This is a genomic window from Verrucomicrobium spinosum DSM 4136 = JCM 18804, from assembly GCF_000172155.1.
GTDB lineage: Bacteria > Verrucomicrobiota > Verrucomicrobiia > Verrucomicrobiales > Verrucomicrobiaceae > Verrucomicrobium > Verrucomicrobium spinosum.
Window position 1 is genome coordinate 1,452,125 of record NZ_ABIZ01000001.1, and the last position, 22,113, is coordinate 1,474,237.

18 protein-coding genes are annotated in these 22,113 nt (G+C 58.1%); 14 read left to right on the forward strand and 4 right to left on the reverse strand.

Annotated features, from left to right (window positions below; all coding sequences use genetic code 11):
* Positions 1–28: 28 nt before the first annotated feature.
* Positions 29–2,020, reverse strand: coding sequence for a hypothetical protein (locus VSP_RS05695; RefSeq protein WP_029190212.1), 1,992 nt, complete (start codon positions 2,018–2,020; stop codon positions 29–31).
* 192 nt (positions 2,021–2,212) lie between these two features.
* A complete protein-coding gene (gene tal / locus VSP_RS05700) occupies positions 2,213–3,166 on the reverse strand; it encodes a transaldolase (protein WP_009959336.1) in 954 nt (317 codons plus the stop codon).
* Between the two features lie 202 nt (positions 3,167–3,368).
* On the opposite strand from tal, the gene nuoB reads away from it, so the two are divergent.
* From nuoB to VSP_RS05720, 4 genes are all read left to right on the forward strand, one after another.
* The gene (gene nuoB, locus VSP_RS05705; RefSeq protein WP_009959337.1) at positions 3,369–3,902 is read left to right on the forward strand and encodes an NADH-quinone oxidoreductase subunit NuoB; all 534 of its coding nucleotides are present in this window, start codon (positions 3,369–3,371) and stop codon (positions 3,900–3,902) included.
* Between the two features lie 33 nt (positions 3,903–3,935).
* On the forward strand, positions 3,936–4,511 hold the full coding sequence (locus VSP_RS05710; protein WP_009959338.1) for an NADH-quinone oxidoreductase subunit C: 576 nt from the start codon (positions 3,936–3,938) through the stop codon (positions 4,509–4,511).
* Between the two features lie 223 nt (positions 4,512–4,734).
* On the forward strand, positions 4,735–6,057 hold the full coding sequence (locus VSP_RS05715; RefSeq protein ID WP_009959339.1) for an outer membrane protein assembly factor BamB family protein: 1,323 nt from the start codon (positions 4,735–4,737) through the stop codon (positions 6,055–6,057).
* A 121-nt stretch (positions 6,058–6,178) separates the two neighbouring features.
* On the forward strand, positions 6,179–7,051 hold the full coding sequence (locus VSP_RS05720) for a DUF6268 family outer membrane beta-barrel protein (RefSeq protein ID WP_009959340.1): 873 nt from the start codon (positions 6,179–6,181) through the stop codon (positions 7,049–7,051).
* Between the two features lie 11 nt (positions 7,052–7,062).
* On the opposite strand, the gene VSP_RS38945 is transcribed toward VSP_RS05720, so the two are convergent.
* Together VSP_RS38945 and VSP_RS38950 are read right to left on the reverse strand one after the other, a co-directional pair.
* Positions 7,063–8,184, reverse strand: coding sequence for a serine hydrolase (locus tag VSP_RS38945; protein WP_009959342.1), 1,122 nt, complete (start codon positions 8,182–8,184; stop codon positions 7,063–7,065).
* A gap of 20 nt (positions 8,185–8,204) precedes the next feature.
* Complete coding sequence (locus tag VSP_RS38950; protein ID WP_009959343.1) at positions 8,205–8,909, reverse strand: type I 3-dehydroquinate dehydratase; 705 nt, start codon at positions 8,907–8,909, stop codon at positions 8,205–8,207.
* 60 nt (positions 8,910–8,969) lie between these two features.
* Between VSP_RS38950 and VSP_RS05735 the strand changes: the two genes are divergently transcribed.
* The 10 genes from VSP_RS05735 (at position 8,970) to VSP_RS34060 (ending at position 22,074) form a co-directional block, all read left to right on the forward strand.
* A complete protein-coding gene (locus tag VSP_RS05735; protein ID WP_009959344.1) occupies positions 8,970–10,367 on the forward strand; it encodes a sugar transferase in 1,398 nt (465 codons plus the stop codon).
* A gap of 170 nt (positions 10,368–10,537) precedes the next feature.
* Positions 10,538–11,491, forward strand: a complete 954-nt coding sequence (locus tag VSP_RS05740; RefSeq protein ID WP_009959345.1) for a UDP-glucuronic acid decarboxylase family protein — start codon at positions 10,538–10,540, stop codon at positions 11,489–11,491.
* Positions 11,492–11,614: 123 nt separating this feature from the next.
* Positions 11,615–12,235: an Amuc_1102 family pilus-like protein gene (locus tag VSP_RS05745; protein ID WP_009959346.1), complete on the forward strand. Its 621-nt coding sequence runs from the start codon at positions 11,615–11,617 to the stop codon at positions 12,233–12,235.
* 92 nt (positions 12,236–12,327) lie between these two features.
* A complete protein-coding gene (gene mul2B, locus VSP_RS05750) occupies positions 12,328–14,082 on the forward strand; it encodes an Amuc_1101 family PilM-like pilus complex protein (protein ID WP_009959347.1) in 1,755 nt (584 codons plus the stop codon).
* Positions 14,083–15,141 carry an Amuc_1100 family pilus-like protein gene (locus VSP_RS05755; RefSeq protein ID WP_009959349.1) on the forward strand — a complete coding sequence of 353 codons (1,059 nt, stop codon included), beginning with the start codon at positions 14,083–14,085 and terminating at the stop codon, positions 15,139–15,141.
* A gap of 48 nt (positions 15,142–15,189) precedes the next feature.
* Entirely contained in the window at positions 15,190–16,197 is a 1,008-nt protein-coding gene (locus tag VSP_RS05760) for an Amuc_1099 family pilus-like system protein (protein ID WP_009959351.1), read from the forward strand.
* Positions 16,198–16,357: 160 nt separating this feature from the next.
* Positions 16,358–18,808 (forward strand): Amuc_1098 family type IV pilus outer membrane protein, encoded by a 2,451-nt coding sequence (locus VSP_RS05765; RefSeq protein WP_009959352.1) that lies wholly within the window; start codon positions 16,358–16,360, stop codon positions 18,806–18,808.
* A 77-nt stretch (positions 18,809–18,885) separates the two neighbouring features.
* Complete coding sequence (coaE, locus tag VSP_RS05770; protein WP_009959354.1) at positions 18,886–19,482, forward strand: dephospho-CoA kinase; 597 nt, start codon at positions 18,886–18,888, stop codon at positions 19,480–19,482.
* Between the two features lie 4 nt (positions 19,483–19,486).
* On the forward strand, positions 19,487–20,926 hold the full coding sequence (rho, locus tag VSP_RS05775) for a transcription termination factor Rho (RefSeq protein ID WP_009959355.1): 1,440 nt from the start codon (positions 19,487–19,489) through the stop codon (positions 20,924–20,926).
* Between the two features lie 2 nt (positions 20,927–20,928).
* Positions 20,929–22,074, forward strand: coding sequence for a ribonuclease D (locus VSP_RS34060; protein ID WP_009959357.1), 1,146 nt, complete (start codon positions 20,929–20,931; stop codon positions 22,072–22,074).
* The last annotated feature ends 39 nt before the right edge of the window (positions 22,075–22,113 follow it).

Below are 22,113 nucleotides of genomic sequence, written 5' to 3' on the forward strand. Positions count from 1 at the left end.
GAGTCTGACAAACAAATCAGAGTGGATCTCAGGCGCTGGCCTTGTCTGTTGCCTCCTCAGAAGGGGCACTGGGGGCTTCCTGAGTCTCTTCTTGAGGGGTGGAAACTTCGGCGGGTACCTCTTCGATGTTCTCCGCGGAGGCCACTTCGGCCGCTGCTTCCACCACGGGATCGGAGGTGCCTTCCAAGGCACCCACATCCACGTGAGGCGCAGGTTCAGCCTCCACTGCATCGGACACCTCTTCAGGAACTTCAGCAGGTGCTTCGACTTCTGCGGCTGACTCGGTCACCTCTTCTTCAACAGGCGCGGATTCCTCAACTGGGGCTTCGGTGGAAGCCGCAGCTTGGGCGGGTTGAGCTTTGACGGGCTTGGGCTTGGCAGGCGGGGGTTCCGTCACACCGGGGAAGACCACGCCGTCAGCGTACTCGATCACGTAACCTTCGCTGTTGAGCCAGTGAAGGTCTTTTAGCAACTGCACATGTTCAGGAGAGGGCTGGTGAGCAGGCTCTTCAACTGGGGCAGCGGCTGCGACGGCAGCAGGAGCCTCAGCCGTGGCTTCGGTCGTGTCGGTCACCACTTCAACAGTGCCTTCTTCAGCGGGGGCGGCCTCGCTGGCGGATTCGACGGCCTGAGTTTCCTCCCCTGCAGGAGCTTCTGCCGCAGTCTCCAATACAGGAGCGGTGGCTTCGGCTGGGGCCACGAGATCAAGCAGCTCTTTGGTGGAGACGCCGGGCTTGGTCTTGATCAGTTCCACCAGTTTGGCGATGCGATCGGAAAGCACTACGCTGGAATCCAGGGAGCGGGGGCGCACGCGGCTCACCCAGAGCTTGCCGCCGCGGCGTTTGAAGAGCTTCAGGCCATGGTGCTCAAAGCCGCTGCAAAGCTGCTGGGCCGTTGCCAGGAGATGCTTCCGGGCTTCGTCCACTGCGCGGCGCAGGTGATTGTAGAGTGCGGGGGCCAGCAGGCGCTTGGGAATGTTGCCGGACACTGTCGCTTCGCTCACTTCGCCCACCAGGGTGTCAGCATGCGCTTTGCGGAAGTGCGTCTCCATGTCGGCGCGGGACTTGAACCGCAGCGGCTCCGCTCCCTCTGCGACCTCGCCCTTCTGCCACACCCACTGGGTGCCGTGCTTCTGTGATTCCTTCCACTTCGCGACCGCCTCGGGCGTGTTGTCGGTACGAACCCGGCGCTTGTACTCCTCGAAGGGGAGATGATTGAACCGCTCGCGATGCAGGCGGTGGAGATTCGTCTGGTAGCTGTGGTGGCTGGGCGGGCCCAGAGGCTCACCACTCATGCCGCAAACCGCCACGCTGGCGAAGTTGCCCTTGGGCTCCTCCAGCTCAATCTGCTCTGAGACGTAGAATTCCTTGAGCGCTTCACTGTGGAGGAAGTGAGCCAGCGCATCTTCGCGGCTCAGCCAGAGCGAGCCATCCTGAGGGACGGTGTACAGTTTGCCGGGGGCGTCTGCTGCGAGGCTGAACTTCACATGGAAACGTTCGCCATTGGCGAGGACGAGGCGGGCTGCGTCGAAGACGCTGTAGGCCTTGCCAGCGGTGCGGATCATGGCGGCCATGGCTTCCGTGGCGCGTGCTTCTGGCTCCACTCCCACGGTCAGGCCGGGCACAGGACGCGGGGCTTGGTCAAAGCTGGGACGTCCACCACGGTCATCTTGACCATGCTGCCTGCCCCCGCGATCACGATCTCCGCGGAAGCCGCCACCACGACGGTCATCCCGACGATCGCCACCTGGGCCACTGCGTGGCTTGTCAAATGAGCGTCTGTCTCCGCCACTGGCACCAGGACCACCAGGGCCGCGGCGATCGCCGAAGCCGCCGCGGCTCATGCCGCCACGACCTCCGTCGCGTCCACGGTCTTTGAAGTCACGACGTTGGCGGGTGTCTTCCTCGGGGAAGTCGGCGCCGGTAGAGGGCTTGGATTTGCCGAAGTCCGCCACCCAGCTGGGCGCGAGGCGAAGACTGGAAAGATCGAGCGGCGGCGTTGTCTCTTGTGAATCAGACATTGGGAGCGGAGGCGTGAAGGACGTCCATTGTGACTGTTTAAGTGACGATGGCAATGGGATTGTGCACGGCTTGTCCTTCATCGCATGCCGCGCCTGTTGTGATCTTCCCCACAGTGATGAAAAAACAAGGCCGCGTCCGGGTGAGGACGCGGCCTTGCTCATACCAAATCAAGGGAGGGGCATGAGTGGGCCTTACAGGGCAGCCTGCACCAGCTTCTCAAGCTTCACGATGTCCTCAGCGAACTTGCGGATGCCCTCGGAGGTCTTCTCCGTGGCCATTGCATCTTCGTTGAAGAGCCAGCGGAAGCTCTTTTCATCGAGGTTCAGGCGCTCAATGGAAAGGGACTTGGCGTGCTCGGTGTTCAGCTTCGGTGAGATGGGCTCGCTGGCGGCCTGCAGTTCACCCAGCAGCGAGGGACTGATGGTGAGAAGGTCGCAGCCGCACAGTTCGGTGATTTCACCCTTGTTGCGGAAGCTGGCCCCCATCACTTCGGTCTTGTAGTCGAAGTGCTTGTAGTAGTTGTAGATCTGGGTCACGGACACCACGCCCGGATCTTCCGTTGGGCCGTAGTCCTTGCCGGTGCTCTTTTTGTGCCAGTCGAGGATGCGGCCTACGAAGGGGGAGATCAGCTTGATTCCGCCTTCAGCGCAGGCAACGGCCTGGGCGAGGCTGAAAAGGAGCGTCAGGTTGCAGTTGATGCCTTCCTTCTGAAGCACTTCGGCGGCCTTGATGCCCTCCCAGGTGGAGGCGATTTTGATCAGGATGCGCTCACGAGAGGCACCGGACTTCTCATAAAGGTCAATGATGTGGCGGGCCTTGTCGATCGTGCCCTGGGTGTCGAAGGAAAGGCGGGCGTCCACTTCAGTGGAGACGCGACCCGGCACGATCTTCAGAATTTCCTGGCCGAAGTTCACGAGGATGCTGTCAATGACGGACTCCACGAGGGCACCGCCGCTCAGGGTCGATCCTTTGTGATCGGTGACCGCCTTGTCCACCAGAGGCTTGTACTCGGCCTTCTGGGAGGCTGCGAGGATCAAGGAAGGATTCGTGGTGGCATCCTGGGGCTGATAGGCGCGCATCGCCTCAAAGTCGCCCGTGTCGGCCACGACCACGGTGTGTTTCTTCAGTTGGTCAAGTTGGTTCATGATGATTTAGAGGGGTGGTAGAATAAGGGGAATGCCGGGGGATGCAAGGGGGGAGTCTGGGGCAAAGAATTCATGATTGGGATGAATGACAACGGGGAGTGGATGCCGGAAAGGCGAGGCGCGTGCTTGTGAAAATTTTCACAAAGCGGTTGCCCGGTTGAACCGGGCGTTTAGGTTGGCCATTGTTCCACCCGGCCTTGCCATGACTGAAGCCACCAGCACCACTCCCTTTGCCTACGACTCCAAGATCGAGAGCAATGTGGTCATCACCCGGCTTGATGCCGCGATCAACTGGATGCGGAAGAACTCCCTCTGGCCCATGCCCATGGGTCTCGCCTGCTGCGCTATTGAGCTCATGGCGACCGCTTCCTCCCGGTATGACATCTCCCGCTTCGGGGCGGAGGTGTTCCGCTTCTCCCCTCGCCAGAGCGATGTGATGGTGGTCGCTGGGACCGTTACTTACAAGATGGCCCTCGCCGTGAAGCGCATCTGGGACCAGATGCCGGAGCCCAAGTGGTGCATCGCCATGGGTGCCTGCGCCAGCAGCGGCGGCATGTATCGCAGCTATGCGGTACTCCAGGGGATCGACCGCCTGATCCCGGTGGATGTCTATATTTCCGGTTGCCCGCCCCGGCCCGAGGCGCTTCTGGAAGGATTCTTCCGCCTCCAGCAGAAGATCGAGAAGGAGCATTCGCTTCTGGATCAGAAAAAGGAGCTCGTCGAACAGCTCTCCTAAGCCGTCTCCGCCTTTCCCCGCCGCCTTCCTGCCATGGATGTGTCCCAGATCGTCAAAGCCCTTGTGGAGAAGTTTGGCTCCCAAGTCACCGGAAACACCGAGTTTCGTGGAGAAACCTCCCTCACGGTCACCTTGGAGTCGCTCAAGCCCTTCCTGCGGTACTGCCGGGATGAGATGGGTTTCGACTATCTGATCGATGTCTCCAGCGTGGACCATTTCGAGACGGATCCCCGTTTTGAGATGGTGTATGAGCTTTACAGCCTGTCCCATCACCATCATCTGCGGGTGAAGTCCCTGCTGACCGAGGAGCAGGAAGCTCCCACGGTGAGCGATCTGTGGGCGACCGCGGAATGGCATGAGCGCGAGGTGTTTGACATGATGGGCATCCGTTTCGACGGCCATCCGGACCTGCGCCGCATTCTGATGTGGGAGGGGTACCCCTTCTACCCGCTCCGCAAGGAGTTCCCCCTGGCTGGCAAGCCCAGTGAAATGCCGGAGATTGCCTTCACCGGCATCGCACCGTTGGAGGGGGGGCCCTTCGTCACGGCTCCGAGCGATGCTGACACCATTGAGCGTGAGCCTCGCGCCAAGACGTTCGAAGACGCCTGATTCGTCGAGACTATTCCGGTTAGTGGAATCAACGGCAGCAGGGGCGTGGGCCCGGCAGGAAGTGTGACAGTCTTGCCACAATTGCCCATGACTTCGTTACTGGGCGAGAACCCCTTTTCTCTGAGATAGACAAAGCGGGGCAAATGCGTTTTGCTCTCCCTGCTCGGGCAGTTGGAGAAGTTTCCAGCTATGCCTTCATGCTCATCTTCCGTTGTTAACCTGTATGATGACCCGATTTATTGCCCCCGTGGTGCTTGGCGGCCTGGCCGTTTCAGCAGTCGTTTCCCAAGCTGCGCCGCCTCTGCTGCCGGCCCGCGCCACCTCGGCAGCGGCGAGTTCCGGTCCTGCGGAATGGCCCAGCTTCCGGGGCCCCAAGACAGATGGCACTGCTCCCGTGTTGCCAGTGGCGGATGCCAGCAAGGTCAAGCTCAACAAGCGCTGGAAGGTGGAGACGCCCAAAGGGTTCGGTTCCTTTGCTGTGGCAGGGGCGAAGGCCTACACCATCATCACCCGTGATGTGGAAGGCAACAACAGCGAGGTGTTGTTGGCTCTCGACGTCAAGTCCGGCAAGGAACTCTGGGCCCAGCCACTGACCATCGTCAAATATGACGGCGGCGGTGACTCCGGCACTCCCAGCAACAAGGGTGGCGATGGCCCGCGCTCCACGCCCATCGTGAATGACGGGAAGGTGTATGTCATCGATGCCAACCTGGGCGTGTACGCTTTTGACGCCACCACTGGCAAGGAAGTCTGGAAGCGTGACGTAATGAAGGACAACTCGGGGGTTCAGATCAAGTGGCAGAACGCGGCTTCCCCTGTAATTGACGGCGAAATCCTGCTGATGTGCGGCGGTGGTCCTGGGCAGGCCTTCCTGGGCCTGAACAAGAAAACTGGCGATATTGTGTGGAAGGGCGAGGACGATCGCATGACTCACGCCACTCCGGTAATCACCAATATCCTGGGCGTGCACCAGTGCATCTTCTTCACGCAGAAAGGTCTCGTGGCAGTGGATCCCCAGAAGGGCACGGTCCTCTGGCGTGGTGACTTTCCTTTCAAAGTGAGCACGGCCGCATCGCCGGTGGTGTATGAAGACGTGGTGTACTGCTCCGCTGGCTATGGTGTGGGTGCGGGTGCCTTCAAGATCTCCAAGTCAGGCTCCGGACTGGAGGCCGCCCCTCTTTGGCGGCGTGAGAATGAGTGCTTTAACCACTGGAGTACGCCGGTGGTGAAGGATGGCTATCTCTATGGCATGTTCAGCTTCAAGGAATATGGCAATGGTCCTGTGGCATGCGTGGATATTCGCACTGGCAAGGATGTCTGGAGCGAGGCGGGATTTGGCCCCGGGCAGGTGATTCTGAGCGGGGACACGGTGATCGCCCTCAGCGACAAGGGAGAAGTCGTTTTTATTAAGGCCGACCCGACCAAGTACAGCGAATTGAAACGTGAATCCATTGTCGAAGGCAAAGTGTGGAGCTACCCGGTTCTCGCCTACAACCATCTTTTCGCCCGTAGCACGGTGGAAGGTGGTTGCTGGGAGATCAAGTAACCCACTTGCGCGGTTGAGTGAAGGAGTTCACTCAACTTTGCTTTGAACTTTGGGGGCCCGGAAGTTGATTCCGGGCTCTTTGTTTTTGAATAGCTGCATCAATCCTGTCCTCCCTTCCCTTATGAAGTTTGTCGCCTCCTTATTTACCGTTCTCGGACTCGCACTGGCGGGTGGTCTCCGTGCCCAATCTCTGGAACTGAATCCAGATGGGGCGCGTATGGCGAGGTTCGACACCTGGTACGAACCCTCGGCTGATGTCGAAAAAGGCGGCGAAGTGGAGTTTTTCCAGATTCGGCTGGGGTCACCGCTCTATGCTCACCGGGCGGGAGAGTACATTTGGGGCATTCGGGCCAGCTATGAGTTCACGTCGCTGGATCTCTCCAATGATATGCTGGCAGAGAGTGCCTTCCATCGTATGGATATTGGTCCTGCTCTGGTTTATCTGCCGGAGGGCTCGCCTTGGCGAGCTTTTGCATTCGGTGGGGTGGGGCTCGCCACAGATTTCACGGAGGTGAACAGCGAGGACGTCATCTTTTCTCTGTTGGCGGCCGTGGGGTACAAGTTTTCTGATTCCTTCACCCTGCTGGCGGGGGGCTACTATTCCCAGGACTTTGGCGATGCCCAAATCTACCCTGGCCTCGGTTTCATGTGGAAGATCTCAGAGCGCTGGACCATGTCCCTGCTGCCGCCTCGTGCCCGGCTATCCTATGCACCCAATGATACCTGGCGCTTTGCTCTTGAAGGGTATCCCGATGGCGGCGGTTGGAGTGTTGAGGCAGCCAATGGCAAGCAGTCCAGCCTGGAGCGTAAAGCATGGCGGGCCGGTGCACGCATCGAGCGCAAGATCGCGGACGACGGCTGGGCCTATGTGGGGGGAGGCTGGGCGTTTGGCAGGGAACTGCGCCTGGAGGAAGAGGACAGCGGTCGGCTGCTCTTTGAGTCCGACGTGGATGGCGGGGCCTACTTTGCCATCGGACTCAGCTTTGGATTCTAAAATCAAAAGGGCTACCCCTTGAGCGACCACTCAAGGAGGGACTGGGAGTCCTTCCAGACGGCTTGGGAGGTATCAGAAAGCACGACGACGATGCGTCGGTGGTTGTCCTTCTCTCCACTGGAGATGAGGCAATAACCGGCGGCCTGCGCGTAGCCCGTCTTCATGCCATCGCAGAAGGCGTAGTTTCGCAAGACCCGGTTGGTATTTTCCAGGTTGATCCAGCTTCCATCGTTCTTTTTGAAGACAAAGGATTTGGTGCTGATCATTCGCCGGATGTCTGGCACGGCATCTACGGTCAGGGCCACTCGGGCCATGTCTCTTGCAGTGGAGTATTGCCCATCTGCGGGCAAGCCGTGGGGATTGAGGAAGCGGGTGTCTTTCATTCCCAGCTCGGCAGCACGGGCGTTCATCTTTTTGACGAACTCGTCCATGGTGCCCGCGTTATCCCGCGCCAGGGCTTGTGCAATATCATTGGAGCTTTTCACTAAGAGGGCAGTCAGCAACTGACGGCGCGGATACTGTTCACCCGCCTTGATGCCGAGGCGGACGGGCGCGCACTTGGTGTCATCAGGCTCCACAGTGAGGATCTGGTCCAGGTTTCCGTCTTCCGTCAGCAGCAGAGCGGTGAGCAGCTTTTGGGTGCTGGCCACTGGGGCTTTGCGATCAGCGTTCTTTTCAAAAAGCACCTCGCCAGTGCCTGCGTCCACGACGATGACGCGTTCCGCCTGCACCTTGGGAGCGGGGCCCCGGCGTTCCTTGCGCAACGCGGCCTCTTGCTGTTGCCGGGCTTTTGAGATCTCAGCATCCAGGCTCAGCCGGAGTTGATGAATTTCCTCACGCTGCTTCGCCAGATCTGCGGCGGTGTCGGCTAACTGGCGTTCCTTGTCTGCCAGGGCCCGATCATGGGCGAGGCTGGCTTCCTCGCGGGCCTGGAGCTGTTTTTCCCGGGATTTGAGCGCATCAACGGCAGTGTCCAGATGTCCGGCATCATTACAGGCTGGCAGGGAAAGCGCCAGCAGGAGGGCGGTGAGCCGGGCTGCCCGCCAGGCCGTCCAGGAACTGTTTTGCGCACCTGCGGCATGCGGATGGGCAGAGGAATAGGGGGGCTGGCTCGCGGAGGCTGTGCGGGGCATCAATGACAGAAAGGGGAATTTTAGAGTTCCTGCAACAGTTCTTTCAATCTCCGGGCAGGCCACTGACCGGGGGCATTCGGACTGCCCAGATAACCGTAATTGAGCACGCTACCACATTTCGCAAGCACAAGCCGCGATGTCCGCCCCAGGGGCCCCATGCCCATGATGCTGATGGGCAGGCGCTTCTCCGTGGCTGCCAGGGTGACCAGCCGTCCCAAGTCTGCCGGACTTTGAAGCATGGTGGCGATCTTTACGGCATCGAACCGAAATTGCAGCGCTACATCGACCGCGCCACGCAACACCTCATCCATCGGCGTGGACTGGAAATCGTGGAAGGAACCAATGACGCCCACTCCCTTGGACTGTGCCTTGCGAATGAGGGGCTGGAAATCCATGGCACTGCGGAGCTCCACATCCATCAATGTCGCCACATCCAAATGAGACTCGAGGAGCGCACATCTTGCATTCGCACTCAGTTCTTGCTCCCCCCCCTCAAATGGATGTCTCGCCGTAATGAGAAGGGGCAGTGTAAGGTGGGTTGCGTGACTGTGAAGTTCTTCCAGCGGTAGCCGTATGGAATCCAAACGGAGTTCCAATACATCACACTCCTCAGAAATGAGACTGATCTGCGAAATCCCTTCCAGCGTACTGGCAGAGCTGACTGCCCCCACAACGAGTGGGCGGGAGTTGGTGAACAGGTTCTTACTGGAGGCCAGTTGCGCCATTATGGAAATTATTTAAATTGCTATAAAATAGAATTCGGACAAAAATGTCGTCTTAAACCTATGCTTGGTCGCCGTCAGGAAATCAATCTTCAGCTCCATGAAGTTCTGGACTGCATCCTGCTGGCCTTCTGTCTCTGGCTGGGGCACTGGCTGCGGGGTACTGTGGCACTCCAGATCTGGCCGACCTTGGACAAGATTCCGCCGTTCTCGGAGTTTTTCTGGCTGATGGCGGTTATCGCCCCTTTTTTCCCGCTCATTTTGGAGTCACGAGGTTTTTATGACAACGTCCTCAACAAATCGCTCGGCACAAGCCTCAAGCAGCTGTTAGGGGCGGGGATTCGCATCGGGGTCATGGTGGGTTTTTGCGAAATCTTCCTGAAGTGGGAGGTGCGCAGTCGTGCGGTCATGGCGCTGGGAGCCTTGCTGGGGGTGGCGGCTTTGCTCATCCGCGAGGCGATGGTGCGCCGCACTTTGCGAAAGAAGCTGGCTACCGGACATGCGGACAAGGAGCGGGTGCTTTTGGCTGGTTCTCCGGCCCAGGTGGACGGGATTTTGAAGAGCCTGACCGATGACCAGCGGGCTGAACTGGAGGTGGTGGGGTCCTATGAAGTGGCCCTGGAGCCCGTGTCGAAGCTGGTGGAATTGCTGCACACCAAGTCAGTGTCACGCGTGATCTTCAGCGTGGATCATGTGTATTTCAGCAAGCTTGAGGAGGCGGTGCAGGCCTGCGAGACGGAGGGGGTGGAGGCATGGCTCAGTGCCGACTTCCTTCAAACAACGATCGCCCGCCCGACATTCGACATCCTCGGCGGCAAGCTGATGCTCGTTTTCCACACCACACCGAAGATCTCCTGGTCGCTCTTCATGAAGGACGTGATCGATCGGGTCTGCGCTTTGCTGCTCCTGGTGGCCACTTCCCCCCTGTGGTTGATCGCCATGGCAGGCATCAGGCTTTCTTCACGTGGCCCAATCTTTTTCCTGCAGGACCGCGCGGGGAGGCACGGCCAGCCTTTCCGTATGATGAAGTTTCGCACCATGATGTCCAATGCTGAAGCCGCTCAAGAAGAGCTGGCCAGGCAGAACGAGATGTCCGGACCGGTTTTCAAACTCAAAGATGATCCTCGCGTGTTTCCATTTGGCCGCTGGCTGCGCCGGCTGAGCATTGATGAACTGCCTCAGCTCATCAACATATTAAGAGGGGAGATGAGCCTCGTCGGCCCCAGGCCCTTGCCGGTATATGAGATCGAAAAGATCGAGAAGCATGCCCAGCGCCGTCGGTTGAGTGTGAAGCCCGGGCTCACCTGCCTGTGGCAGGTGATGGGCAGGAATCGGATCACCAGCTTTGAGGACTGGGTGGATCTTGACCTGAAGTACATCGACAACTGGTCGTTGTGGCTGGACTTGAAGATTATGTTCAAGACTATACCGGCTGTTCTCCGTGGATCTGGCGCTCATTGAGGCGGGGGGGGAGTGTCGGGGGGGGCCTCATGGACAGGGTTTGTCCGACCGAATTGGAGGCAGAGCAGGCCCCAAAGGGCGGGCACCATGTGTTTTGCCCACATATCACTTGCAACCGGGGGGATTTGTCCCCTTACTCGCGCCCAATTTCTGCGTAGCCAGACCTTTCTATGAGCATTAAGAAAACCGCCGTCGTCACCGGAGCCGCAGGCTTTTTGGGCTCCCACCTTTCGGATCGTCTCCTTGCCGAAGGCTACAAGGTGGTGGGATTGGACAACCTCCTGACGGGGAACTTGCGAAATATCGCTCACCTGGGCAGCAATCCTGATTTTGACTTTATCCAGCATGATGTGACGAAGTTCATCGATCTGCCGGGCCCGGTGAATCTGATTTTCCATTTCGCATCCCCGGCCAGCCCGATCGATTACCTGCAACTCCCCATTCAGACGCTCAAGGTGGGCTCATTGGGCACGCACAATGCCTTGGGGCTGGCTAAAGCGAAGCAGGCGACCTGCCTCCTGGCCTCGACTTCGGAGACCTACGGCGATCCGCTGGTGCATCCCCAAAAGGAAACCTACTGGGGGAACGTCAACCCGGTCGGCCCTCGCGGTGTGTATGACGAGGCCAAGCGTTTCGCCGAGGCCATGACAATGGGCTACCATCGTGCTCACGGTCTGGACACCAAGATCGTCCGCATCTTCAACACCTATGGCCCGCGGATGCGTCTGGAAGATGGTCGCGTGGTCCCAGCCTTCATTGGCCAGGCGCTCCAGGGGCAGCCGCTGACGGTTTTCGGAGACGGCTCCCAGACCCGCAGCTTCTGTTATGTCAGCGATCTGATCGATGGCATCTTCCGCCTTTCGCAGAGCGACTACCACGAACCCGTCAACATCGGTAATCCTGCCGAAATGACCGTGATTGAGTTCGCGGAAAAGATCCTTCGCATCACCGGCAGCGATTCAAAAATCGATTTCCGTCCGCTGCCCGTTGATGACCCGAAAGTCCGCCAGCCTGATATCACGCTTGCCCGGAAAATCCTTGGTTGGGAGCCCAAAGTGAGCTTCGAAGAAGGCATCGTAAATACCGTCGCCTATTTTAAGGACTTTCTTGCACTCAACGCTTGATGTCCTCAGCGGGAACCTGCTAGAAATGAGTAAATCTGCGATTAATCAGCCCTCCCTGACCAGCGGTTAACTGGCATGTGGAGGGTGATTCCGTGGACTCATTTCAAACCTTCCCGATCCTTCATGAGACTACTTTCCGGACTTCTGGCTCTCTCTGCCATTTTGGCACTTCAGGTGACTGGCGCACAGGCGCAGGATGCGCCCACGGTGAAGGTGGACGTGAAGGACATGAAGGTGCAGCAGCAACAGTCTCCCCAGATTTCTGCCAGCAATGTGACAGACAAGCGGTGGCGGCCTAAGAACTGGCTGGAGGTGGATCTGGCGTTTGAGGCCAAGAAGGCGAACTTGCCGGGCGATCGCAACCCCTTCATTGAGAGCTTGGAAGTAAAGTTCTACGTGGCGCTCAACAAGACGGACGCTGCTGGCAAATACATCCTCCTGACCGCGACGACCACCTTCCTAAATGTGATGTCCAAGGAAGTCAGCCATGGCATGATGTTTGCCCCGCCGCAGGCACTCAGCCGCCTCCTTGACAAGTCGGAGTTTTCCACCGCTGACGCCAAGGCTTGGGGCGTGGAAATCAACCACAATGGCCAGCTCGTGGGTGGCTATTCCTCCCAGGGGGGCAAGTTCTGGGAAACCTCGGCACAGAACTTTGCTGTGACTGACGGCGTTCTGCTCCCCAAGGCGAAGACTCCTTTCTCTGTTCTTTGGGGTGACTACGACCTCGAAAGCAAGCAGTAATCTTTTTTCACAAGGTGCAGTGATCGATTGTCCCGGACCAAACAGGGTGCCGGGCAATCTCAAGCGGCTCAACCCGGTCTAAATACAAAGCAATGGCGGATAGCAGTTTTGCAGTTCTCAATCTGGGCTCTCAACGCGTCGGAGGCGCAGTTTTTAGCAAGGCGCGAAACGGTGACTTGGTTCTCAAGGCCTTCGATTTCGCAGAAATGCATGGTGATCCCAGTGTCGAGGCCACCCGCCTTCCACAACTGAGAGTCGCCATCCTGGAACTTGCTGACAAACTCAAATTGAAGGGCAAAACGGTCTGGTATGCTATTCCTGGGCATTCCGTTTTCACACGGTTTGTAAAGCTTCCTCCGTTCGACACGGAAAAGGCGGATCAGATCGTTGAGTTTGAGGCCCGTCAGAACGTGCCTTTCCCTATCAACGAAGTCATCTGGGACTACGAATTCATCGGTGATGAAGGGGGCTCTGAGCGTGAAGTGGCGTTGGTGGCCATCAAGGCCGATGCGCTGAATGACGTGAATGACCAGGTGGAATCTGTAGGCATCAAGGTGGCGGGAGTGGATCTCGCTCCGCTCGCTGCCTTCAACGCCTTCCGCTATGCCTATCCAGATGTTGAAGAGTCTGCCTTGATCATCGATCTGGGCGCTCGCTCCACCAACCTGGTGTTTGTCGAAGGTTCTCGCGTTTTCACCCGCAATATCCTGGTCGGCGGCAGCACTTTGACCGGGAATATTGGCAAAGAACTAGGAATGAACTTCAGTGAAGCCGAGGAGCAGAAACGTTCCCGCGGCTACGTTGCTCCCGGTGGTGCCTATGAGCCCAACGAGGATGAGGTGGTGGATGCGATGGCGAAAATCATGCGCAACACGATGACCCGGCTTCATGGCGAAATCGTGCGTACCATCAATTATTACCGTGGTCAGCAGGGCGGTTCACCACCCCGACGCTTCTTCCTCTGTGGTGGCGGTGCGCAAGCGGCATTGGCCGTGGAGTTCTTCCATGAGAAGTTTAATCTCCCGGTTGAGATCTTTAATCCACTGCGGGGCGTGCAGCTGGACTCCCGGGTGAACCGGGCGCTGGCTGAGGACAATGCCGCAGGGATGGCAGAACTGGTGGGATTGGGGCTGCGTCAAGCTGGGGCCTGCCCCGTGGAAGTGGAGCTTTTGCCGGATTCGGTATCCAGCGCCCTCGATTCCGCCCGTCGAGCCCCGTTCCTCCTCATGGCGACCGCGTGTCTGTTCGCTGCGCTTGGGGTTGGGGTGTTTTACTTCAACCGTGCCAAGCAGGCTGTGGACAGCCGTCTCACTTCTGCCGATGCGGAATACGCCGAACTGGACAGGGACGACAAGCTGATCAAGGACTACGACAAGCAGCTCAACCTTCTTCAGGGACAGAGTGGCCAGCTTGAACAAGCGGTGAACGACCGTAGCTATTGGACCCACCTGCTCAACGTGCTGAACAGCAAGTTCGAGAATGACTTCATCTGGTTGACCCAGATTGAAGTGCTGAAAAACGGTGGAGCGATGACACCCTCACTCGGTGGCGCTACCGCCGCTGCTGCGACGCCTCCGCCCGCGACACTCGCTTCCAATGCGACCGCCACTCTGCCAGGTGCTGAGCCCCAGTACCAGCTGCGCCTTCAGGGGCTCTACCGGAAGAACGACAGTGGTCAAGAGGTGGTTTACAAGTACTACAACGACCTGAAAACCGCCACTGACCTGTTTTCAGCTCCACCCGCGGAAGAGAAGCCCGAGGTTGAGGCCGGTCTAGAAGAGGACCGTTACGCCTACACCTTCAAGTTTCGCCTGCCTCTCGTAAAAGGAATGAAATTCGACAAGTAAATGAATTGGATCAAAGAAAACAAATCACTGGCGGCCATTTTGGGCGTGATGATAGCCGGGGCTGTAGCCTTGGCGGCACTGCTCTTCATGTCCTATACGGCCTACAACGAATCCGTTGAAAAGTGGAAGACCACCAGCGAGAACGTCAAACGCCTCAAGTCGGCCAAACTTTACCCGGATACCACCAATGTGGCCGCGAAGGAGAAGATGGTGTCTGAGTATGCGGACAAGGTGAACTTGCTGCGCGCGACTCTGCTGGATCCAAAGGTCCAACAACCGGTGAAGCCCATCTCTGAAACGGAGTTCCAGGCCAAGCTTAAAGACCGCGCCAACACCGTGAAACGTCTGGCAGAAGGGTCGCAGGTGCTTCTGCCGGCGGACTTCGCGCTAGGATTCGATGAGTACACCGGTTCTCTTCCCCGGACCCCGGAAGTGGCAGCAGATCTTAACGTCCATCTGGATGTGATGGAAAAGCTTGTCACTGCCCTGATCCAGTCGGGAGTGAAGTCCGTGGATTTGCTGGAGCGCACCAAGCTGCCCAATGAGAAAGCTGCCGTGGCCGCCCCTGTGATTGCACCGAGAGCTACCAAGGCAAAGCCCAACTCCAAGGGGAAGAACAAGACCATCATCACTGCTGCCGCCGCCGCGGAACCTGTGCTGGACCGCTATCCGATCAAGCTCATGCTGACCACGGACCAGGGGCCCTTCCAGAATCTGATGAACACTTTGGCCAATCCCAGCAAGCTGCCCCATTTCCTGGTGGTTCGCCAGTTGCGGGTGGAGAATGAAAAGCTCGACGGTCCACTGAAATCAGAGATTCGCATTTCTCGGGATGCAGTTTCGCCTGAGACCTCAAATGCTCCAGCCGCCGCTCCGAGTGGTGCTCCTGCTGGAACTCAGGTGATCGTGCCCCCCAAGGCCGCACCCAAAGATGCCATCACCATCATGGGTGAGGAGAAACTGAAGCTGTATCTGGAAGTTGACTATGTCCGCTTCCGTCCGGCCGCAGAGGTGGAGGAAGTCGCCACTCCTGCTGCAACCGCCGCTGTCACCAATTGATCGGAGCTATCCGGCTGCTACTGAATCATCTGCCAATTTTCCGCCATCATGCAAAAGGGAAAAAGCAACTACGAACGCGTCATCCTGATCCTCTCGGCCTTGGTTGCCGTGGGATTGAGCGCCTGGCTCATTTTTATGAGCCTCGGATTCTCTTCCTCTGTTGAAACGTCCACGCCCAAAAAAGGTGCGGAACTGGGGACAGCCCCTATCAAGAGTGTAGAAGACGCGATTACTCGCGCCATCACCGATCCAAAGCCTTGGGTGGCAGTGGTCCGGGCCAACAAGCCAGTGCCGCTGAACAAGTCGGTGCTGCTGGTTCTGAAAGATGAGCAGCCCTACGACCTCTTCCTGGATGACCCTCAGCTTCGTCCGCCGATGTCGAACTCGTTCCTCCGGAACAATGAACTGGAATTCCTCTCGCCGAACGTCGGGGATCTGGATCCCGACAACGATGGGTTCTCCAATCTGGAGGAATTCTCTGCCAAGCCGGCGTCCACCAACCCCAAGGATGCCCAGTCCCATCCGCCCATCACTGACAAACTGTTCATGGTGCAGCGGATCTCCAATGACTACCGGATCACGCTTCGTTCCCCCTCGACTCCTCACCAGGTGGCGACCCCGGACGACAAGCGCAAGAACTGGTTTGTTGACCCGAACGCCATGGATGCGAGCGGTCAGCCTGACATGAAGGCGCGCAGCTTTGGCAAAGATGGAAGCCGTTTCAAGGCTGTAAAGTTCGAGCGGAAGGCAATTCCTGACCCGACCGTGGGTGAGCGCGACGTGTCAGAACTGACCGTGGAAGACATCGTACGTGGCAACACCCTTGTGCTGGTGATGGGCAAGGAACAGAATCTGGCGGACTACGAAGTGAAGTTCCAGTTCCGGCTCAAAGTGGTTGCCGACATCCCACCTGTGAAGAAGGGGGGCACGTTCCGGATTCCCGGACACGAAAGCACCACCTACAAAGTCATAGACATCTTGGAAGACAGCGCTGTGATATCACCCCTCAAAGCCGATGGCACCCCCGATGGCGAGTTGGTGGTCAAAAAGGGCTGATGCAACAGGGGTTCTCTTTCAACGATTTTTTAAAAATTGAACTCGCCAACGAACGCCCGATTTGAATAAACTCCGCCGAACACAATTATACGGCTCTCAACACTCCCTAATGACACGCATCAACCGATCACAGCCTATGAAGCAAACCGCGTATGTATGTATGACCCTTGCACTTTGCTCCGGCGCGGGATTTGCCGGCAGCCAAGGTGGCCCCAGTGGCTCCGCGTCTGGCATTGCCCAGCGTGAGCTGGCCCGTCGTGAGGCCCGGGTCCAAGAGGCGCAAGCGGCCATGGAGCGCGGGGACAAGCTGTTCGCAGAAGGCGACTACGAGGGCGCGCTCAACGAATACAAAGCTGCTCTGGACTTGCTGCCTGATGCGCCCATGACGGCGTCCTTGCGGGATGCTGCGACCGCCCGGTATTGCGATGCCGCTGTCGAACTCGCTCGCGAACGGGCCAAGAATGGCCGTTATGCTGAAGCCAAGGCTCTTCTCAACGACGCTTTGGCCCGCAACCCTGATCATGTGAAAGCCAAGAAGTTGCTGGTAGAGCTGGACGATCCGGTCCGCTATGAGCCGGCTCTGACGCCCGAGCACGTGAAAAACGTGGGGGAAGTGGAGCGCCATCTACAGATGGGCTACAGCTACTACAACATCGGCGACTACGACGCGGCGATTCGCACGTTTCAAGACGCTCTCCGCATCGACAAGTACAACGGCGCTGCCCGTCGTGGTATGGAGCGCGCTGAGCAGAAGCGCTCGGAGTACTTTGACACCGCACGGGATCACCAGCGCGCCAAGATGCTGAATGCGGTGAACGCAGGCTGGGAAGACCAAGTGCCTGTCGTGCTCACGCAGTCCGCTGTAGATCCCTTCGTCGGTGGTGCTGACGGTTCCCGCTATTACACGGAAAAGATGCAGCGCATCATTTTCCCTGCGGTGCAGTTCCAGGGTGCGAGCATTGATGAGGCCATCGAATTCATGCGCATCAAGAGCCGTGACTTTGACACGGTTGAGCGTGATCCGAGCCGGAAGGGTGTGAACCTGATTCTGAAGGCCGGTTCGACCCCTTCCACAGCACAGATCAGCCTTGACCTCAAGGATGTGCCCATGGTGGAAGCCCTCCGCTACATTACGGAACTGGCCGGGATGAAGTACAAGATCGAGCCCTTTGCCGTGGTGGTGGTGCCGCTCTCGGACGTGGGTACCGAGCAGTACACCAGAAACTACAAAGTGCCCCCGTCGTTCCTGAGCCTGGGCCAGGAAGGTGCTGGTGGTGGTGCCGCAGCTGCCCCAGCTGATCCCTTCGCGGCAGGTGGTGGTGCCGCTCCGGCGCTCAATCGCAAGGCAACGGCCTTGGAGATTCTCAAGGCTCAGGGCATTCAGTTCCCTGATGGTTCCTCCGCTGTGTTTGTCGCTGCCACATCGCAGCTCATCGTTCGCAACACTCAGCCAAACCTCGACCAGGTTGAAGCTTTCGTGGAAGGTCTGACCAAGCAGGTTCCGCAGCAGATTTACATCACTACGAAGTTTGTGGAAGTCAGCCAGAAGAACACCGACGAACTGGGCTTTGACTGGCTCATCGGCGGCTTCGACATCGGTGGCCGAGCCTTCGGTTCCGGTGGCACGACAGGCAATTCCTCAAACGGCCCAGTGAGCTCTTCGAACTATCCGTTCAGCCAGAGCGGCGTCCCCATCGGACAGAACCCGGTGACCGCTGGTCTCCGCTCAGGTACCTCTGCCATTGCGGCAGACTCGATCGACGGCCTGATCTCCGGCCAGAGTTTGGTTTCCAGTGCTGCTCCTGGTGTGTTCGCCCTCGCTGGTGTCTTCACCGACCCGCAGTTCCAGGTAGTCATTCGCGCTCTTAGCCAGAAAAAGGGTGTGGACCTCATGAGCGCCCCCAGCGTGACGACCCGTTCTGGTCAGCGTGCTACGGTGGAAGTGATTCGTGAATTCATCTACCCGACGGAGTTCGATCCGCCGCAAATTCCGCAGAGCGTCGGTGCCACAACGACCACTGGAGGCGTCGGCTTGGGTTCCTCCACTGCGGCTTTCCCCGTCACTCCTACGACCCCGACCGCGTTTGAAATGCGCCCCGTCGGTGTCCGTATGGAAGTGGATCCCGTGATCGGCCCCGATGGCTACACCATCGACCTCAACCTCGCTCCTGAAGTGACCGAGTTCGAAGGTTTCATCAACTACGGCAGCCCGATCAACACGGCTTCTACTGACGCCCTTGGCAATCCTACCACGGTGACGCTGACGGAAAACCGTATTGAGCAGCCGGTCTTCTCCACCCGCAAAGTCACGACGGCTGTGACGGTGTGGGACGGCCAGACCGTCGCCATGGGTGGTTTGATCCGCGAAGACGTTCAAGATGTGGAAGACAAGGTGCCAATTCTTGGTGACATCCCGATCCTCGGTCGTTTGTTCCAGAGCAAGGCTGAAGATCACTTCAAGCGTAACCTCATGATCTTCGTGACGGCCAAGCTGATTGATCCTTCGGGCGAACCGATCCGCAAACCTGCCCCTACTCCTGTCGCTCCCACGGCTCCGCCTCCCGTGAGCATGGATGGTGGTCCAGGACTGGTGCCGGCCATCAACCCTTAATCGGGTAAGGGTCAGTTAGACCGCAATATCTTTGCAGGGCGGGCTGGGAAACCAGTCCGCCCTTGCTATTTTGTAGAATGAAAATCTGGATCGTAACGGGTGGTGCCGCTTCCGGGAAATCAACGTTCTGTCGTTTGCTTGCCGAGCTGTCGTCTCAGGTGGTGCTGTTTTCGAGCGATGAGGCGGTGCATCAGATCTACCAGACGCCAGAGTTGGCAGCTGTGCTGGCAGGGGTGCTGGACCCATCCGTCGTCGGGGAAGACGGTCTGGTGTCGCGGGGGGCGTTGCGGGATCTGGCGTTCAACGATCCCACAGTGCGACGGAAACTTGAGGATTTCCTTCATCCTCAGGTATTTAAAAAGCTTTCTGATTTGGTTCAGCAGACCCGGGAAGCCGGAAAGGCACAACTTTTGATTGCGGAAGTGCCTTTGTTCTACGAGGCTGCTTCAGACTTTCCTGCTGATGCGGTCATCGTCGTCGCCTCTGAAGCCAGGGTGCAGCACGACCGAATGACGGGAGAACGTGGACTGAACGCTGACACCGCTCAACGCATTCTCGACATCCAGTGGCCGCTTCGGCGCAAACTGGAGCTCGCGGACAAAGTCGTCTGGAACGAGGGTTCGACTGAACTCCTGCGTTCTCAGGCCCAGCTACTCTTGCAACAAATCGTATAGCCAGATGCATAGTGAAGAAAACCCGGTCTCTGTCCCTGCGGACGCTCCAGAGGGAGCGCTCGTGAATGAGACGGTGATCGCTGAAGCCAGCGCACCCGAAACGACAACTCCTCCGCCTGTTGGAGCGAGCCCTGCCCCTGACCATACCGGGGCACCAGTTGAGGAGAAGGTGCCAGGTCCTTTCCCAGAAGTCGTAACGATCAACGACTTGCAATCCAGCACCCTGGGGGCACTACAGGCCTTGGCTGCTACGCTGGGATGGCGCGTCAACGGCAGCCGTACCAAGCACCAGCTTGTGGTGGAGTTGGTGAGTTGGATGATGCAACACGGCACCCGGGCTGAGGTGGAAGGTTTCCTTGAGATGCAGCAGGAGAGCTTCGGTCTCATCCGATATCCTTTGTACAATTTCGCCCCGTTGCCAGAGGACATCTTCGTGCCTATTTTTGTGATCCGGAAGTTCAATCTCCGGCCCGGCCAGAAGATCAAAGCCAGCATCAAAGTGCCGCGCGAGAAGGAGAAGTATCTCGCCATGGACCGGATTCTTGAGGTCGAAGGCAGGAGTGTTGATGAATGGCAACTGCCTGTGGATTTTGACAAGCTGACGGCGACCTTCCCTTCCCAGCGGATCATCCTGGAGACTCCGAAGAATCCTGCGGTGAGTGCCCGCATGGTGGACATCATCGCTCCGCTTGGCAAAGGTCAGCGGGCTTTGATCTGCGCTTCGCCCCGCTCAGGCAAGACGATGTTGTTGAAGGACATCGCCAGATCCATCACTGTGAACCATCCTGAGGTTACCCTCATCATCCTTTTATTGGATGAGCGGCCGGAGGAGGTCACAGATTTCGAAGAGAGCGTGCAGACGGAGATCTACAGTTCTACTTTTGATGAAAGTCCCAAGAGGCATTCCCAAGTTGCAGAGCTGGTGCTCGAACGTGCTAAGCGCCTGGTGGAGCTCGGTAAAGATGTGGTGATCTTGTTGGATAGCATCACCCGACTGGCGAGAGGTTACAATGCCCTGCAGGGCGGCAAGGGCCGCACCATGTCTGGCGGGATTGACGCCAAGGCATTGATGAAGCCCAAGAAGTTCTTCGGCGCGGCTAGAAAGGTCGAAGAAGGCGGCAGCCTTACAATTGTGGCGACGGCCCTCGTCGAAACAGAGAGCCGGATGGACGAAGTGATCTTTGAGGAGTTCAAGGGGACGGGCAACATGGAGGTGAATCTCGACCGCGAGATCGCCGAGCGCCGCATTTTCCCGGCGATCCATGTGCTCAAGTCAGGCACCCGTCGCGATGAGTTGTTGTATCACCCCGATGAGTTCAAGCGGATCTCCGTGATCCGCAAGCAGCTCGCCAGCGTTCCTGCCTATGAGGCAGTTGAATTCCTCCTCAAAAACATCGAGCGAAGCAAGAGCAATGCTGAGCTGTTGCTGTCTGGATTGCGTTGAACATGATTTCCTCATCCGCTGAGCCATCCATTGGTCGGGACTACTATTGGATCGACACCGAAGAGCAATTGAGGGGGCTTGCCGCGGATCTCAATAGCTTGATCACCCGTGGTGAGCTGACTCGCGTCTATCTGGACACGGAGGCAGACAGCCTGCATCACTTTCAGGAGAAGCTGTGTCTCATTCAGCTTGCTGCCAATGGCATTTATGCCCTGATTGATCCGCTGGTTCTTTCCGACCTCGGCCCGTTGTTGGAAGTGGTGGACAATGCGGAGGTGTGGTTTCACAGCGCAGACTACGATCTGACGCTGCTGAAGCGGACCTGCAACTGGACCCCCACACACCTCAAGGACACCCAAGTGGCCGCCAGGCTGACCGGGCATCGTACTTTTGGATTGGCGGCTCTGGTGGAGCAGCACTGTGGTGTCACGCTTTGCAAGAGCTCTCAAAAAGAAGACTGGAGCCTCCGCCCTCTGCCTGCCAAAATGCAGGCTTACGCGGTTGACGATGTCCGTTATCTGGGGCGGCTCGTGGATATTTTCATGACGGATCTGGTGGCGAAGGATCGTGTGACCTGGTTTGAGCAGAGTTGTGAATCTCTGCGCCGAGATGTTCTTTCGAGGCAGGAGAAAGACCGCGATGAGGCTTGGCGCATCAGTGGCTCCGGGCGGCTGCGGCCTGCAGGGCTCGCCATCTTGAGAGAGGTCTGGAATTGGCGTGATGGTATCGCACGTGAAAAGGATGTGCCTCCGTTCCGCGTTTTGAACAATCAGCAGATGCTGACGATGGCAACGGAGTTCGAAACTTCGGGTACTGCCCACCCTCCGCCCAGATGGCGCGGCCGGTGGAAGGAAACCTTCGAGGCGGCTGTGACCCGGGTTAAGAAAGCAGACCCCGCGAGCTGGCCGGAACGGCCCAAAAAGCATGCCCGCCGAATGACTGACCAAGATCGGGCGAAGATCGACCGGCTCTGTCAAGCTCGAGACCTCAAGGCAGAGGGGCTTGGACTTGAGACGTCTCTGTTGGGTTCGCGGGGGCTGATGGAAGATCTGGTCCTGAATCCGGATGGAGAAGTTAGAAACAAGCTCATGGCATGGCAGCGCGAGGTGCTGCAAGACGTGCTTTCCAAAGAAGAACTGGTGTTCTGACCCCCCGGCAGTGCCATGCGCGCGGCATGATCAAGACAC

What these genes read in the sequence shown, in the direction of transcription:
- VSP_RS05695 (WP_029190212.1), bottom strand. Translation starts at nt 2,020, where the DNA reads ATGTCTGATTCACAAGAGACAACGCCGCCGCTCGATCTTTCCAGTCTT.
- tal (WP_009959336.1), bottom strand. Translation starts at nt 3,166, where the DNA reads ATGAACCAACTTGACCAACTGAAGAAACACACCGTGGTCGTGGCCGAC.
- nuoB (WP_009959337.1), top strand. Translation starts at nt 3,369, where the DNA reads ATGACTGAAGCCACCAGCACCACTCCCTTTGCCTACGACTCCAAGATC.
- VSP_RS05710 (WP_009959338.1), top strand. Translation starts at nt 3,936, where the DNA reads ATGGATGTGTCCCAGATCGTCAAAGCCCTTGTGGAGAAGTTTGGCTCC.
- VSP_RS05715 (WP_009959339.1), top strand. Translation starts at nt 4,735, where the DNA reads ATGATGACCCGATTTATTGCCCCCGTGGTGCTTGGCGGCCTGGCCGTT.
- VSP_RS05720 (WP_009959340.1), top strand. Translation starts at nt 6,179, where the DNA reads ATGAAGTTTGTCGCCTCCTTATTTACCGTTCTCGGACTCGCACTGGCG.
- VSP_RS38945 (WP_009959342.1), bottom strand. Translation starts at nt 8,184, where the DNA reads ATGCCCCGCACAGCCTCCGCGAGCCAGCCCCCCTATTCCTCTGCCCAT.
- VSP_RS38950 (WP_009959343.1), bottom strand. Translation starts at nt 8,909, where the DNA reads ATGGCGCAACTGGCCTCCAGTAAGAACCTGTTCACCAACTCCCGCCCA.
- VSP_RS05735 (WP_009959344.1), top strand. Translation starts at nt 8,970, where the DNA reads ATGCTTGGTCGCCGTCAGGAAATCAATCTTCAGCTCCATGAAGTTCTG.
- VSP_RS05740 (WP_009959345.1), top strand. Translation starts at nt 10,538, where the DNA reads ATGAGCATTAAGAAAACCGCCGTCGTCACCGGAGCCGCAGGCTTTTTG.
- VSP_RS05745 (WP_009959346.1), top strand. Translation starts at nt 11,615, where the DNA reads ATGAGACTACTTTCCGGACTTCTGGCTCTCTCTGCCATTTTGGCACTT.
- mul2B (WP_009959347.1), top strand. Translation starts at nt 12,328, where the DNA reads ATGGCGGATAGCAGTTTTGCAGTTCTCAATCTGGGCTCTCAACGCGTC.
- VSP_RS05755 (WP_009959349.1), top strand. Translation starts at nt 14,083, where the DNA reads ATGAATTGGATCAAAGAAAACAAATCACTGGCGGCCATTTTGGGCGTG.
- VSP_RS05760 (WP_009959351.1), top strand. Translation starts at nt 15,190, where the DNA reads ATGCAAAAGGGAAAAAGCAACTACGAACGCGTCATCCTGATCCTCTCG.
- VSP_RS05765 (WP_009959352.1), top strand. Translation starts at nt 16,358, where the DNA reads ATGACCCTTGCACTTTGCTCCGGCGCGGGATTTGCCGGCAGCCAAGGT.
- coaE (WP_009959354.1), top strand. Translation starts at nt 18,886, where the DNA reads ATGAAAATCTGGATCGTAACGGGTGGTGCCGCTTCCGGGAAATCAACG.
- rho (WP_009959355.1), top strand. Translation starts at nt 19,487, where the DNA reads ATGCATAGTGAAGAAAACCCGGTCTCTGTCCCTGCGGACGCTCCAGAG.
- VSP_RS34060 (WP_009959357.1), top strand. Translation starts at nt 20,929, where the DNA reads ATGATTTCCTCATCCGCTGAGCCATCCATTGGTCGGGACTACTATTGG.